This window comes from Streptomyces lushanensis, from assembly GCF_001700515.1.
Lineage (GTDB): Bacteria > Actinomycetota > Actinomycetes > Streptomycetales > Streptomycetaceae > Streptomyces > Streptomyces lushanensis.
The window spans coordinates 27,194-42,287 of record NZ_MAUD01000112.1 but is presented as its reverse complement, the minus strand read 5'-3'; the positions used below and the strand labels follow the sequence as shown (position 1 = coordinate 42,287).

The following is a 15,094-nucleotide window of genomic DNA, read 5'->3' as shown; positions in this document are numbered from 1 at the left end:
TGCGTACGGCACGCGCGTACGGGACGCCCGGTCATGGGACGTCCCGTACACGCGTGCCGTACGCGTGCCCGCACTCGTAACCCTGCCGGACCCGCGCCCGGGTCCGTGCCCGCGCACAGGTCCGCGCCAGGGATCGGGTCCGTGTCCGGGTTCGTGCCCGGGTTCGTGGCCCGCGCCCCGGGCCGGACCCTGGCGCGGAGGCTAGGCCACCGGACCCGCCGCCTCCGCCTTGCCGCTGAGTGCTTCCAGATCGCTCTTGCGTACCCGGATCACCAGCGCCGCCGTCAGCAGCGCGACCGCCACCATGGCCACCGCCGCGATGAAGGCCGTCGAGATGCCCTGTGTCAGCACCTCGTGTCCCCAGCGCCCCGGCAGCTCATGGGTCTTCGCCAGCTCCGCCTTCTGCGCCGGGCTCGCCTCCGCCATGAACGACGGCAGTTGCCTCTCCGCCTCGTTGCGGCTGGCCGTACCGAAGACGGTGACCAGGATCGAGAGCCCCAGAGAGCCTCCCACCTGCTGGCTCGCGTTGAGCAGCCCGGAGGCCGCACCCGCCTCGTGCTGCGCGACACCCGAGACGGCGGTCAGGGTGAGCGTGACGAAGTTCAGCCCCATGCCGAAGCCGAAGAGCAGCAGCGGCCCGAGCACGCCGCCCGGATAGGAGCTGTCCGGGGTGATCAGCGTCTGCCAGAAGAGACCGAGACCGGTGATGGCCGAACCGGTCACCATGAACGGCTTGGGGCCGAGCACCGGAAGGAAGCGCTGCGACAGTCCGGCGCCGATGATGATCGCGACCGTTACGGGAAGGAAGGCCAGACCGGACTGGATCGGGCTGTATCCGAGCACGTTCTGTACGAAAAGGACGATGAAGAAGAACATGCCGAACATCGCGGCGGCCAGGCTCAGCATGATGACGTACGTACCCGACCGGTTCCGGTCGGCGAACATCCGCAGCGGTGTGATGGGCTCCTTCGCCCGCGACTCGATCACCGCGAACATGGTGAGCAGTACCACCGAGGCCGCGAACGCGCCGAGCGTCAGCGAGTCGCGCCAGCCTTCCTCGGAGGCGCGGATGAATCCGTACACCAGCGACGCCATGCCCAGCGTGGACGTCGCGGCGCCCGCGATGTCGAAGCGTCCCGGATGGCGCTCGGACTCATTGATGTACATCGGCGCGAGGACCGCGATCAGCACACCGATGGGTACATTGACGAAGAGGACCCAGCGCCAGTCGAGCCATTCGGTGAGCATGCCGCCCGCCAGCAGCCCTATCGCGCCACCGCCGGCGGAGACGGCGGCGAAGACGCCGAACGCCCTGTTCCGCTCGGGTCCCTCGGCGAAGGTGGTGGTGATCAGGGCCAGCGAGGTGGGTGAGGCGATCGCACCGCCCACCCCCTGGAGCGCACGGGCGGCGAGCAACTGCCAGGGTTCCTGGGCGAAACCGCCCAGAAGGGACGCCAGGGTGAAGAGCAGGATGCCGGTCATGAAGACCCGGCGGCGGCCCAGGATGTCGCCGGCCCGGCCGCCGAGCAGCAGCAGACCGCCGAAGGTCAGGGTGTAGGCGCTCAGGACCCAGGAGAGATCCGTGGTCGAGAAGCTGAGAGCGTCCTGGATATGCGGAAGCGCGATATTCACAATGGTCGCGTCGAGTACGACCATGAGCTGACAGGCCGCGATGACGGTGAGGGCGATCCCCGGGCGCCCGCTCCGACGGGCCGCGCCCGGTGGTTCGTTCCGTTTTTCGAGTTGAGAGGTTGTCACTGCTGGATCCCCCACAGGTGAATTAGTGAACGCATCCGTTCACTGTTGAGTTCACGGTAGTGAGTCCCCTTCAGTGAACGCAAGCGTTCACTGAAGCTGCCGTTCCGGAGTGTCAGTCCCCTATGGAGAGTTACTGATGGTTTCTTCGCGCTCCGCGGCCACCGCTCGGTCGCAGTCGGCGGCGTTGCGGCGCCGCGGGCCCGTGCTGGAGCGGGCGATCCTCGAAGCCGCGCTGGAGCAGTTGAGTACGGTCGGCTGGAACGGGCTGACCATGGAAGGCGTCGCCGCCGGGGCCCGGACCGGCAAGGCCGCGGTGTACCGCCGGTGGCCCTCCAAGGAGGATCTGGTCGCCGACGCGCTCCGGGCGGGGCTGCCCACGCTCGACGAGGCGCCCGATCGGGGGGGCGTGCGCGAGGATCTGTACGAGCTCTGCCGCCTGGTGCGGGACGCGATGTACTCACGGCCCGGATTCGCGCTGCGTTCGGTCCTTCACGAATGCGACGCGGCGAGCGCCGAACGGTTCCACGGTCTGATCGTCGAGGGTGTCATCGAGCCGTCCTACCGGCTCTTCTCGGAGGTGTTGAAGCGCGGGATCCAGCGCGGCGATGTACGCCCGGACGCCACCGGTGAACTGATCCGCGATGTGATTCCGGCTCTGATGATGTTCCGTTCCAAGGTGTGCGGAAGTGAATGGGCCGATGGTGAGATCGCCGGGATGATCGATCAGGTGATGGTGCCCCTGCTCCGGTCGGGCACCGGCTGAGGCATCCCGCGCGGCGTGCCGGACAAGGCTGTTGAGGACGGCCGGTACCCGGTCTGTCGCACGGCGTTCCGGCGGCGTAACCTTGCAGGTGCCATGCCGTACGAACCACCCACGCACACCGTTGAGCGCTCGCTGCGCGCCACCACCGACGCCAGAATCATCGCCGGCGTCGACGAAGTCGGACGCGGAGCGTGGGCCGGGCCGGTCACGGTGTGCGCCGCCATCACCGGACTGCGCAGACCGCCGGCCGGTCTCACCGACTCCAAACTGATCAGCCCCAAGCGCCGTACGGAGCTGGCAGGTGAGCTGGAGAAGTGGGTCACCTCGCACGCACTCGGGCATGCCTCTTCGGAGGAGATCGACGCCCTGGGGATGACCGCGGCGCTCAGGCTCGCCGCCGTACGCGCCCTTGAGGCGCTGCCGGTACGGCCCGACGCGGTGATCCTCGACGGCAAGCACGACTATCTCGGAGGGTCTTGGCAGGTGCGTACGGTCATCAAGGGCGACCAGTCCTGTGTCTCCGTGGCGGCGGCCTCGGTCATCGCCAAGGTGCGCAGGGACGCGCTGATGGCCGAACTGGGCATGGCGTCCGAGGAGTACGTTCCTTTCGCTTTCGGTGCCAACGCCGGGTATCCCTCACCGGTGCACAAGGCGGCGCTGGAGGAGCGGGGGCCGACACCGCACCACCGGCTCTCGTGGGCCTATCTCGACTCGCTGCCCAGGTGGCGGCACCTCAAGAAGATCCGGATCCCCGTGGGGGCCGCGGCCATGGAAAGCGGGGGCCAACTCGGCTTCGACTTCTGACACGTCCGACTCCGGTACCTCCGACTTCCGATCCGTCCGACTTCTGGAACAACCGGTGACCTCTTCGCCCGCGTGCCCCTGGCCGCGGGCCGGGCCGAGAACGCGCCCACCCGCCGATGCCTCCGGCGTCGGCGTTTGATAGACATCCAGCCATGCCTCTCATCCCCCAGGAGCCTCAGATTCACGAGAGAGCCCAGGGTCCCAGCGCCACCCCGGCCACCGGCCGCACCGCGCCGACCCCTCGTCCTGTACCCGGTCCGCGTCCCGTACCCGGGCCGCGCTCCGCGGCCACACCGCGTCCCGGTCGCCCGGGGCCCGGTCCCGCGAGGCCCGCGCCGCCGGCGCAGCGCTCGCAGAGCTCCGCCGGGCAGCCCAAGGCGTCCGGGCCCACCACTCCTTCCGCTCCTCAGATCCAGCTGATCCCGGCTCCGGCGGGCGGGGCGCTCGACGCCGCGGAAGAGGCGGTCGACCTGCTGCTCGAAGCGGGCCGGGCGCCGGGCGACATCCTGGTCCTCACCACCGGGGAACAGCACCCATGGGCCACCCATGAGCTGTCCTTCGGCGAGACCTCCTACTGGGCCCAGCACGACGCCCGCGAAGACGTGTTCTTCGCCGACGCCGCCGCTGTCGCCCGTGCGCAGTCGCGGCCCGTCGTGGTCGTCGCCGTCAACGGCGGCGGTGACGCCGTCGCCGCCCGGGTGCTGCCGCTGGCCCGGGAGCGGGCCACCGCGCTGCTGGTCGTGTGCGGTGACTCCGAGCGGATCAACGCCGTGCTCGGCGCGGGGGTCTGAGCCGTACGACAGCCGTGCGGCGTGTGGTGCGCGGGTGTTGACGCCCGCGTCCGTGCGTCCGTACGTCCCGGTCGTGACCCGGCTGCCCGTTCAGGGGGTGGCCGGGCCGCTGTGGTGCGCCCGCGTGCGGAAACCCTCCGGCCACCCGGTGCGATGTGCGGCCGTGCGTCCGCTCCCGTCAGCGGGCGGCCGTGCGCCGCAGCGCCTCGACGGCGACGCCGCCTCCGCGCACCGGAGAGGAAGCGGCTTCGAGCACCGTCTCCGCCAGATCGGTCGGCGGGGACATGGAGTTGGGCCGACGGCCTCCACGTTCCTCACCCAGCACCTGCCAGCCGCCGCGCGTCAGCGTGATGTACGCGCCGCACCGCAGCCCGTGCAGAGTGCAGGCGTCCCGCAGCCCCCACATCCAGGCGCCGTCCTCCTCCGTCCACCGTTCGTCGCCCTCACGGCAGTAGAGCAGTACGGCGGTACGTATGGGCGTGCGACGGCGCAGATCGTGCGGGATGACACGGCGCAGATGTGCCAGCAGCGCGTTGCGGAACTCCCAGCCGTCCACCGGCGCGGCCCGCGGGACGAACGAGGCGCTGGCGGCGAGCCGTTCCTCATGATCGAGGACGGCCACGACCGCGGTCGCAGGAGTCGGCCGGTGTCTGCTGTGCAGACCGCTGACCACCTCGCGCGGATTGCGCAGCAGCGGAATTCCCGCCGCCGCCCATTCGTCGAGGTCGAGCATCCTGGCAAGGCGGTTGGCGGAACCCGCCGGCCCGTTGATCGAAGTGGCTGCGGACGGAGCGAATCCGAAGGTCACGATGCTCCCTTCGCATACGCGCCCACAGTGCGGGCGGAGTCGGACGGGGGCGCACCTCGGCACAGCCCTTGCGGACCGCGAGCGATCGTGCGGGGTGGTGTCAATTCTCCTTGGCGCGGGGGCGTGCGGCAACGAGCAATTGGCGCCGTTGACTGGAATGGGTGGTTATGGCGGTCATATCCTTGGTCGCAGTCGTACGACTGGTGCTTCATGTCATGCCTGAACGGCGAGGACCAGCGGAAACACCCCCTCCGCCCCGGCCTTGCGCAGCAGCCGGGCGGCCACCGCGAGAGTCCAGCCGCTGTCCGAGAGATCGTCGACGAGCAGGACGGGACCGCCCGCCGAGACGAGCGCGCCGGCCAGCTCGGCGGGTACGGTCAGTGCTTCGTGCAGCGCGCGCACCCGCTGCGCGCTGTTGGTGCGGGAGACATGGGCGTCGGCCGCCCCTGGCCCGTACCCGACCGTCCCGAGCAGCGGCATCCTGCCGATCCGCGAGATCTGGTCGCCGAGCGAGCCGACGAGCCGGGGCCGGCTCCGTGAGGCCACGGTGACGACCCCGACGGGCCGGGGCGGCGCGCCGGCCGCGCCGGAGGCCCAGCCACCCGGTCCCTTGGCCCAGTCGGCGAGCACACTCACCACCGCGTTCACCACATCGTCGGGCACCGGGCCGTCCGGGGCGTGCGCCGCCAGCATCGGCCGCAGCCTGTTGCCCCAGCCGATGTCGGACAGCCGTCCCAACGCCCGCCCGGAGAAGGACTGTTCGCCCGGCGGGATACGTCCCTTGAGGTCGACACCGACCGCCGAGAGCCCGGTCGGCCACATCTTGCGCGGCTCCACCTCCACACCGGGCCTGCCCAGCTCACCACGCGCGGCGTCGAGAGCGGCGGCGGTCACCTTCTCCTCGAAGCGTGTCCCCGCGCAGTTGTCGCAGCGGCCGCACGGGACAGCCTCCTCGTCGTCCAACTGCCGCCGCAGGAACTCCATCCGGCAGCCGTCCGTCGACGCGTAGTCCCGCATCGCCTGCTGTTCGGTCTCGCGCTGACGCGACACCCAGGCATAGCGCTCGGTGTCGTACGCCCAGGGCCGGCCCGTGGCGGTCCAGCCGCCCTTCACCCGGTGCACCGCCCCGTCCACGTCGAGCACCTTGAGCATCGTCTCCAGACGCGTACGCCGCAGCTCGACCAGAGGTTCCAGCGCGGGCAGCGACAACGGCCGCTCGGCCCGGCCCAGGACATCGAGCGTGCGGCGGACCATCTCCTCGGGCGGGAAGGCGACCGACGCGAAGTACTGCCAGATCGCCTCGTCCTCCCTGCCGGGCAGCAGCAGCACCTCGGCGTGCTTCACCCCACGGCCCGCACGGCCCACCTGCTGGTAGTAGGCGATGGGGGAGGAGGGCGAGCCGAGATGCACCACGAATCCAAGGTCGGGCTTGTCGAACCCCATGCCCAGGGCGGAGGTGGCGACCAGCGCCTTCACCCGGTTCGCCAGCAGATCGTCCTCGGCCTGCTGACGGTCGGCGTTCTCCGTGCGCCCGGTGTACGAGGCGACGGTGTGCCCGCACTGCCGCAGATACGCCGTGACCTCTTCGGCCGCCGCGACCGTCAGCGTATAGATGATCCCGGAGCCGGGCAGCTCGCCGAGATGATCGGCCAGCCACGCCAGCCGGTGCGCCGCGTCCGGCAGCCGGAGCACATGGAGACTGAGGCTCTCCCGGTCCAGCGGTCCGCGCAGCACGAGCGCGTCCGTCCCCGCCCCCGTGCCCAACTGCTCGGCGACATCGGCGGTCACCCGGGAGTTCGCCGTGGCCGTGGTGGCGAGGACCGGCACACCGGACGGCAGCTCCGCGAGCATCGTGCGCAGCCGCCGGTAGTCCGGACGGAAGTCATGGCCCCAGTCCGAGATGCAGTGCGCCTCGTCCACCACCAGCAGTCCCGTCGCAGCGGCGAGCCGGGGCAGGACCTGATCGCGAAAGTCCGGATTGTTCAGCCGCTCCGGGCTGACCAGCAGGACATCGACCTCTCCCGCGGCCACCTCGTCCTGGATCGTGTCCCACTCCTCCGCGTTCGACGAGTTGATCGTCCGGGCCCGGATCCCGGCTCGGGCGGCGGCCTCCACCTGATTGCGCATCAGCGCGAGCAGCGGCGAGACGATCACCGTCGGGCCCGCGCCGCGCTCCCGCAGCAGGGAGGTCGCCACGAAATACACCGCGGACTTGCCCCATCCCGTCCGCTGGACCACCAGCGCTCTGCGCCTGTCGGCGACGAGCGCCTCGATGGCCCGCCACTGGTCCTCGCGCAGCCGGGCGGCGCCGGTGGCGTCGCCGACGAGGCGGGCGAGTACGGAATCGGCCGAGGCCCGGAGAGCCGCGCGGTCTGCGTTGGTCATGCCCCCATGCAACCCGATGGCCCGGACAAGCGCGAATGCGGCCACCAGCCTGTGGATAACGTTATCCACAGGGGTCGCGGGATTTCGCCCGCTGCGGGACGGTCGAGCCATGAACAAGCACCACGAACCGACCGGATCCGCCGACCGCCCGCAGATCACCCTGCGCAGTCCCGCGGAACTCGCCGACGCCCTCCCGTACTTGCTCGGTTTCCATCCCACCGACTCCGTCGTCATGGTCGCGCTGCACGGCGACCACGGACGCTTCGGCGGGCGCCTCAGGCTCGGCATCCCGCGCTCGCCGCAGGAATGGCCGCCGGTGGCCGAGCAGCTCGCGGAGTCCCTCATCGAAGGAAGCGCGCGGCGCGGCTCCCGCCCGGACGGCATTGTCGTCTTCCTCTGCCAGGATCCGGCGGAGGGCGGGACGGGCCGGCAGGTGATGGAGCGGCTCCGCCCGCTGGCGCAGGGGCTGCGTACCGCGTGCGGGGGCCTCGATGTCCCCGTGTACGAGGTGCTCTGCATCTCCGACGGCCGTTTCTGGTCCTACTGCTGCCCCGATGTCCGCTGCTGTCCGCCGGAGGGAACCGGCCTGGCCCTGCCCGGTACGTCCGTGATGGCCGCGGCGGCCACCTATGCCGGGGTCCAGGTGCGCGGCTCGCTGCGCGAGATGGAGGCGCGCCTGTCGCCCTGGCGGACGCCCGCCGCCGTTGACCAGGAGCGGGCGCTGGACGAGGCGGGCGCGGCCCTGGTGCCGAAGATCCTGATCGGAGGCAGCCGGGAACAGGTCGGTGCGGAGACACTGCGGACGGCGCGCACGCTGATGAAGCGGCTCGGGGAGGCGCCGCGCGGGGGAGAAGCCGACATGGATGTGGAGGACGACCGGCTCATCAGCCATGACGAGGCGGCGGCCGTCATCCTCGGGCTCCAGGACCGCGAGACACGGGACCGGGCCGCGGAGTGGATGGAGGGGCCGCGGGCCGAGTCGGCTCTGCGGCTCTGGCGCGCGCTCTCCCGTCGCTGCGTCGGCCCCTACGCGGAACACGCGACCGCCCCGCTCACCCTGGCCGGCTGGGTCGCGTGGTCCACCGGTGACGAACCGGCCGCCCGGGTCGCCCTCGGACTCGCCCTGCGTCTCGACCCGCGGTATGTCTTCGCGCAACTACTCCACCAGGCGTGCAACGAAGGGCTCGATCCCGAGACGCTGCGCCGCTGCCTCCGTCAGGAGCGTGCCGCCCGCGCTCTGCCGGGTGCGCGCGGCAAGGAAGGGCGGACCGCGTCGCGCGCGGCGCGTCCGCCCGTGCCACGCACGGCACTGCCGCCCGCGGCGCGTCCCGGCGGGACGGCGCGGGGCCGTGCGCCCCGGCGCCCTGGCAGGCGTGGCAGCAGGAGCGGGCGATGACGGCCGTGACCAGGTCGGGCGACCGGGCGTTCACCTCTGTGGCGGAGTCCTACGAGCCGCGCCGCCGCACGGACGGCGGCCCTCCGGTGCGCACAGAAGGCAGAGCAGATCACCCATGGCCCTCACTGTCCCTCCTCCGAACAGCGAGCCGCCGCGAGCCGTCTCCTCCGGGGCCGGGCGGAGAAAGGCCGTCCCGTGTGCCGGGCCGCCCGCCGCGCACCATGTCCTGCTCTGTGTCGCGCTGCCGTGTCTCGCGGTCTCGGCCGAGCACGGACAGCTCACCGGCGAGGGGATCGAGGGCTTCTACCAGTCCGGCAGGCGTCTGCTCTCCCGCTGCCGGCTGCGGATTGCCGGACGGGAGCCTCTTCCGGTCCAGGGCAGGCTGGTCGCCGCCGACCGGGCGCGGTTCCTGGCGGTGGTCCGCACACCCGATGACGCAGGGCCCGACCCGGAGATCACTGTCGAGCGGGTACGGGACGCCGACGGCACGGAGTGGATCACCCTGCACAGCTCGGCCCGCCGGATCCGCAGATTCCCGGTGGAGATCTCCTTCGGCAGCGACCTGGCGGAACTGGCCGCGATCGGAGCCGGCCGGGCCGGGCCCGAACTGCCCGCGGCCGTCCACACCGCGGGGCTGCGCTGGTCCGCGCCCGATGGCGGATCCGCCGTCGTCACCGCGTCCCCGGCGCCCCAGGACGCGCTGGCCTCGGCGGGACTGCTGCGCTGGGAAGTGGAGCTGGGGCCCGGGGCCGCCCGCACGATCGAGCTGCGGATCCGCTCCGGCCGGCCCGTACGGCCGACGGGCCGGACAGGGAGCAATCCACTGCCGGAGGCGACGGCCGAGGGGGACGATCCCCGGGTGGAGGCGCTGTTCGCCGCGAGCCTCGGTGATCTCCGGGGGCTGCTGGTACGAGGGCCGGGCGGTCCCGCCGATCTTCATCCCGCCGCCGGTGTGCCCTGGCGCTTCGGACCGCCCGCCGCCGAGGCCCTCTGGGCCGTACGGATGGCGCTTCCGCTCGGCACCCGGCTGGCAGCGGGCACGCTGCGCGCGGTCGCCCGGGGCCAGTTCACCGGCAACGGACAGGACTTCGGGCGGCTTCCCGGGCCGCTGCGGGACGCGGGTCCTCATCTGCCGCCGAGCTGCACCGGAGTGGAGGCGACGCTCGCCTTCCCTGTGGTCCTCGCCGAGGCACGCCGCTGGGGACTTCCCGAGAGCGAGCTGGCCGAGCTGCTGCCGGCCGCTGAGCGCTGCCTGCACTGGCTGCGCGCAGCCGTGGACGGAGGCGCGCTGCTCGGGGAGCCGGGCCCCGCCGGGCCGCAGCGTGTGGAGACCCAGGCCCACGCACACCGCGCGGCCCTGCTCGGAGCCGATCTGCTGGAGGCATGCGGACGGCCGGGGGCCGACGGGTGGCGCGAATGGGCGGACGCGCTGCGGCTGCGGTTCGCGGAGACGTTCTGGATCGAGGACCGCGCGGGCGGTCGTCCGGCCGCCGCGCGTCTCCGCGACGGCCGGCTGCTTCCGTTTCCGAGCGGCAGCCTCGCCCATCTCCTGGACACCGGTCTGCTCGGCGGGGGCGGAGCGGCCCCGGGACTGCTGGACCGGGCGCGGACCGAGCAGTTGGCCCGTGTGCTCGGCAGTCCAGCACTGGACTCCGGCTGGGGGCTGCGCGGTCTCGGCGCCGGAGAGCCGGGACACAATCCGTTCGGTCATCGCGCGGGTGCCGTCCGGGTCCACGAGACGGCCGTCGCGGTCGCCGGTCTGGCGGCGGCCGGCCATGAGAAGGAAGCCGCGTCCCTGCTGCGCGGAGTGCTCGACGCGGCGGAGGCTTTCGGCCACCGGCTGCCGGAGATGTACGCGGGGGAGCAGCGCATCGCCGCAGGCGCGCCCGTGCCGCACCCCACGGCATGCCGTCCGGCCGCCGTGGCCGCCGCCGCGGGCATTCATATGCTCACCGCGCTCGTCGGGGTCCGCCCCGACGCTTCCGGCGGCACCGTTGCGCTCCACCCGGTCCGCTCGGCCCCGCTCGGGGCTGTCCGGCTCAGCGGGCTGCGGGTCGCGGGGGAGCCCTTCTCCGTACGGGTCAGCCGGCTCGGACTCGGAATGGTGGAGGAAGCGGCGAGCGGTCTCCAACTCGGCGGCGGCGACGGATGAGCCTCGGCGGAGCCGGATGAGCGTGCCCCGTTCGGCCCGGACATGCCGTCGGCACATGACGGCCGGGTGAGCGAAAGAAGTAGTCGGTGGTCATGACCGGAGGAGTGTTTATCGTCAGGCAGACGACTATGATCACGGCATGTCGCCCTACGACCCGTCGACCTTCCCCGCTTTCGCCGTCACCGTCGACCTGGTCGTGCTCACCGTGCGGCGCCACGCGCTCTGCGCGCTGGTCGTACGGCGTGGAGAGCCGCCGTTCCAGGGCCGATGGGCGCTGCCCGGCGGCTTTGTCAGGGCCGACGAGGATCTCGCCGACGCGGCGGCACGGGAACTGTCCGAGGAGACCGGGCTCTGCGCGGACGACCCCAAGGCACCGGCGCCCGGGAACGGGGCCCATCTGGAGCAACTCGCGACCTACGGGGCCCCCGGACGGGACCCCCGGATGCGGGTGGTCAGCGTCGCCCATCTGGCGCTCTCGCCCGACCTTCCGGCCCCACGGGCGGGCGGTGACGCCAACAGCGCGCGCTGGGCCCCCGTCGAGGCCCTGCTCAACCAGGACGGTGGGTTCGTCCGCGAGGACGAACAGCCCGCGCAGCTCGCCTTCGACCATGGGCAGATTCTCGCGGACGGTGTGGAGCGGGCCCGTTCCAAGATCGAGTACTCCTCGCTCGCCACCGCGTTCTGCCCGTCCGAGTTCACCGTCGGCGAGCTGCGCCGGGTGTACGAGGCGGTGTGGGGCGTGGCGCTCGACCCGCGCAACTTCCACCGCAAGGTGACGGGGACACCAGGATTCCTGGTCCCGTCCGGAGGCACCACCACCCGGCAGGGCGGCCGGCCCGCCCAGCTCTTCCGGGCCGGCGGAGCGACCGTACTCAACCCGCCGATGCTGCGCCCCGAGATCTGAGCGGGACGGCGACGGCCGCGCAGACGGGACGGCTTCGGCCTGACGGGCCGTCAGGCCGCGCCGCCGCCGGGGGCTTCCGCGCGGACATCCAGACACCCGGGCGGGACAGTCCTGCGCTACAAGTCGGACATGTCGCGTTATCTTGCTGCGGTACCCACCCTGCCGCCGAGCGGTCTCACCCCGCGGGAGAAGCGATGCTCCAGGCCGTCGGACTGACCAGCACCCCCCGTCGAGACCGCACCTCCGCCGTGGACGATCTGACCTTCGAGGCCCGCCCCGGCACCGTCACCGCGCTGCTCGGTGCCTCCGGCGCGGGCAAGACGACCGCCCTCAGACTGATGCTCGAACTCCAACCCGGCCGGGGGATCACCTACTTCCGCGGCCGTCCGCTCCATCGCGTCGCCCATCCGGCACGCGAGATCGGCGTGCTCCTCGGCGATGTGCCGGGCCATCCCGGACGCACGGTCAGGGGCCAGCTCAGGATGCTCGGCGCCGCCGCGGGCGTCCCCGCCTCGCGCGCCGACGAACTCCTCGGCGTCGTGGGTCTCCAGGGGCTGCGCGACGAACGTCTCGGCACGCTCTCGCTCGGTATGGAACGCAGACTCGGCCTCGCCACCGCGCTGTTGGGCGATCCGCACACCCTGCTGCTCGACGCGCCGTCCGCAGGACTCTCGCCGCGCGAGACCAGTTGGCTGTTCGGGCTGTTCAGCGCGCACGCGGCCCAGGGCGGCACCGTCCTGTACACCACCGACGACCCCAAGGAGGCCGCCCGCACCGCCGATCATGTCGTCACCATCGACGACGGCCGCCTGGTCGCCGACCAGGACGGGGCCGCCTTCGCCCGAACCAGGCTGCGTCCGCGTGTCGCGGTCAGGACACCGCATGCCGCGCGTCTCGCCGATGTGCTGAGCCGTGAGGCCCGCGTGAGCAGACGCTCCGTCGAAGTGGTTGCCGAGGCGGGCAGTCGGCTCACCGTCTTCGGCAGCACCTGCCCCGAGATCGGTGAGGCGGCCTTCCGGCACGGCATCCTCGTCCATCAGCTCGCCGACGAGTTCGGCGACACCGGCCCGGGCCCGGTTCCCCGCCCCGCGCAGGTCCCGGCCACCGTCTCCGTCCCGGTCCCCGGTCCCGGCTCCGGCAGTGGTCCCGGCTCCTCCCTCCGCGCCGTCTCCGTACCGGGCCCGGCTCGGGCCTTCACGCCACGGCAGGCGCGGGCCGAGGCGGACACGACACCGACGGAAGCGGTGGCCGCCCCGCACACGGTGCCGCATGCCTCGCCGCGACCCGCCCCGCACATCGCACCCCATGCCGGGACACGCTCCGGTCCGCGCACCGAATCCGGGGCCGAGGCGGCGCCCGACGGTCTCGGTCCGCTGCCGCCCCCGCTGTCGGCGCGTCCGGTCCGCAGCCCGCTCAGACCGGTGCGGTACGAACTCCGCCGGCTGCTCGGTGTTCCCAGCACCCATCTGACCGCGGCAGCCGTCCTTGTCGCGTCCATGGTTCTCGCCGTGACCCTCGCCCGCAGCGGCGGGACCCCGCTGCCCGGTCTGCTCTCGGCGTGGCCGGGCCTTCTGCCGCTGCCGCCCGCCGCGCTCGGTGCCGGACTGCTCGGCGCCCTCTCGTTCGCCCACGAGTACCGCTACCCCGCGCTCGCCGGTGCGCGCGGCACCGTTCCCCGCCGGGTCGGGCTGCTGCTCGGCAAGTCCGTGGTGACGGCGGCGGCGGCCCTGCTGCTCACCCTGCTCGCGGTGGTCGCCGACTTCGGGGTGCTGCGTCTCGTGTACGGCGCCGGCGCCGTGCCGGTACCGGACAACTGGTTGGTGCTCGGCATCGGCTGGGCCGGTCTCGCCATCGGCTCCGCCTGGGCGGGGCTGCTTGCCGCCGGGGTCTTCCGGGCCGCGGTCGCCGGAGTGGCCGCCGTCATCGCCGTACCGACCCTGGTCGTCCCGCTGCTTCAGGTGGCGTTCTCCGGTCCGTCCGCGCGTTCGACGGTCGGACTCCCGGGCAGACTCCGTGAACTGGCGTGGCTCCAGTGGCCCGGCCAGGTCGACCGCTGGCTGATGGTCGCGGTCAGACTCATGGCTCAACCGGTCGCGGCGGCGCTGACGTTGTCACTTTCAGTCCTTCTCTGTGCATATCTGCTCATGGGCCTTCGCCGCAGAGCCCGTTGGTGACCGAGGAAGGACCGGAGTCCGCCCTCCTGTCCACAAGTCCCCTGAGAAAGCCAGCTTCTTTCCGATAAGGCGTCAATCGAAGGGCGAGCGCCGATCACCCTTTCGTGTGCTTTTCACCAAAGACCTCAAGGCTCATGGAAGCAACGCCGACAAAGGATGCGTGAGTACCCTTGCGCACACCATGATGACCGCCGCCCGTTCCGTCGACTCCGGCCTCGCCGACCCGGGTGAACTCGACCGCTACCCCTTCGCGGAGGCGCCCGGCGCCGACCGCGCGGCAGCCCCCGTCTGGGAGGGCGCCGACACCGATTTGGGCCGGGTGGGACGGCGTACGACGAGCAGCCGTGGCCGCGGACTGCACGGCCAACTCGTCCAGCAGCTCGGCCAGATGATCGTCTCCGGGGATCTGGGCGCCGACCGGCCGCTCGTACCCGAGGAGATCGGCCAGCGCTTCGAGGTCTCCCGCACCGTGGTGCGGGAGTCGCTGCGCGTGCTGGAGGCCAAGGGCCTCGTGAGTGCCCGGCCCAATGTGGGTACCCGTGTCCGGCCGGTGAGCGACTGGAATCTGCTCGACCCCGACATCATCGAATGGCGGGCTTTCGGACCGCAGCGGGACGACCAGCGTCGTGAGCTGACCGAGCTGCGCTGGACGATCGAGCCCCTCGCGGCACGTCTCGCGGCCGGCCACGGCCGGGCGGAGGTGCAGCAGCGGCTCACCGACATGGTGGAGATCATGGGCCATGCCCTCGCCCAGGGTGACTCGATCACCTTCGCGCGTGCGGACGCCGAATATCACTCCCTGCTGATCCAGCTCGCCGGCAATCGCATGCTGGAGCACCTCTCCGGCATCGTTTCCGCCGCCCTCCAGGTCTCCGGCGGACCGATCACCGGTTGCGACCGCCCCACCGAGGCATCGCTCGCCCACCACACGCGGATCGCCGACGCCCTCGCCTCCGGTGACGCGCACGCCGCGGAGTCGGCCATGCGTCAACTGCTCACCGTGCAGCCCGAGGTGGAGCGCGTCGTCCCCGCGCCGCGCGAGCACTGAGCGCCGCCGCAGCCAGGACGTACGGGGATGTACGCATCGTGTGTCGCCGGACCCGGAGGGTCCGGCGATGCGATTGTGGGGCCTTAGATCCCGCTTCTGCTCGCTTTGTCG

11 protein-coding genes are annotated in these 15,094 nt (G+C 72.1%); 8 read left to right on the top strand and 3 right to left on the bottom strand.

What is annotated here, in order from left to right; all coding sequences use genetic code 11:
• Nucleotides 1-201 precede the first annotated feature (201 nt).
• A complete protein-coding gene (locus BFF77_RS10605; protein WP_066946855.1) occupies nucleotides 202-1,758 on the bottom strand; it encodes an MFS transporter in 1,557 nt (518 codons plus the stop codon).
• 136 nt (nucleotides 1,759-1,894) lie between these two features.
• Here BFF77_RS10605 and BFF77_RS10600 point away from each other — a divergent pair, with 136 nt between their 5' ends.
• From BFF77_RS10600 to BFF77_RS10590, 3 genes are all read left to right on the top strand, one after another.
• Nucleotides 1,895-2,521: a TetR/AcrR family transcriptional regulator gene (locus BFF77_RS10600; RefSeq protein ID WP_066946852.1), complete on the top strand. Its 627-nt coding sequence runs from the start codon at nucleotides 1,895-1,897 to the stop codon at nucleotides 2,519-2,521.
• A 93-nt stretch (nucleotides 2,522-2,614) separates the two neighbouring features.
• Complete coding sequence (locus tag BFF77_RS10595) at nucleotides 2,615-3,325, top strand: ribonuclease HII (protein ID WP_066946850.1); 711 nt, start codon at nucleotides 2,615-2,617, stop codon at nucleotides 3,323-3,325.
• A 152-nt stretch (nucleotides 3,326-3,477) separates the two neighbouring features.
• Nucleotides 3,478-4,116, top strand: coding sequence for a hypothetical protein (locus BFF77_RS10590; RefSeq protein WP_066946847.1), 639 nt, complete (start codon nucleotides 3,478-3,480; stop codon nucleotides 4,114-4,116).
• Nucleotides 4,117-4,294: 178 nt separating this feature from the next.
• Here BFF77_RS10590 and BFF77_RS10585 read toward each other — a convergent pair whose 3' ends face one another.
• Complete coding sequence (locus tag BFF77_RS10585; RefSeq protein ID WP_066946846.1) at nucleotides 4,295-4,924, bottom strand: hypothetical protein; 630 nt, start codon at nucleotides 4,922-4,924, stop codon at nucleotides 4,295-4,297.
• 213 nt (nucleotides 4,925-5,137) lie between these two features.
• The gene (locus BFF77_RS10580; protein WP_066946843.1) at nucleotides 5,138-7,309 is read right to left on the bottom strand and encodes a RecQ family ATP-dependent DNA helicase; all 2,172 of its coding nucleotides are present in this window, start codon (nucleotides 7,307-7,309) and stop codon (nucleotides 5,138-5,140) included.
• 109 nt (nucleotides 7,310-7,418) lie between these two features.
• On the opposite strand from BFF77_RS10580, the gene BFF77_RS10575 reads away from it, so the two are divergent.
• From BFF77_RS10575 to BFF77_RS10555, 5 genes are all read left to right on the top strand, one after another.
• On the top strand, nucleotides 7,419-8,705 hold the full coding sequence (locus BFF77_RS10575) for a DUF4192 domain-containing protein (protein WP_066946841.1): 1,287 nt from the start codon (nucleotides 7,419-7,421) through the stop codon (nucleotides 8,703-8,705).
• A gap of 115 nt (nucleotides 8,706-8,820) precedes the next feature.
• Entirely contained in the window at nucleotides 8,821-10,857 is a 2,037-nt protein-coding gene (locus BFF77_RS10570) for a glycogen debranching N-terminal domain-containing protein (RefSeq protein WP_079125006.1), read from the top strand.
• A gap of 139 nt (nucleotides 10,858-10,996) precedes the next feature.
• Nucleotides 10,997-11,761, top strand: a complete 765-nt coding sequence (locus BFF77_RS10565; RefSeq protein WP_066946838.1) for an NUDIX hydrolase — start codon at nucleotides 10,997-10,999, stop codon at nucleotides 11,759-11,761.
• Between the two features lie 194 nt (nucleotides 11,762-11,955).
• Nucleotides 11,956-13,935, top strand: coding sequence for an ATP-binding cassette domain-containing protein (locus BFF77_RS10560; RefSeq protein ID WP_066946835.1), 1,980 nt, complete (start codon nucleotides 11,956-11,958; stop codon nucleotides 13,933-13,935).
• 160 nt (nucleotides 13,936-14,095) lie between these two features.
• Entirely contained in the window at nucleotides 14,096-14,983 is an 888-nt protein-coding gene (locus BFF77_RS10555) for a FadR/GntR family transcriptional regulator (protein ID WP_169922647.1), read from the top strand.
• The last annotated feature ends 111 nt before the right edge of the window (nucleotides 14,984-15,094 follow it).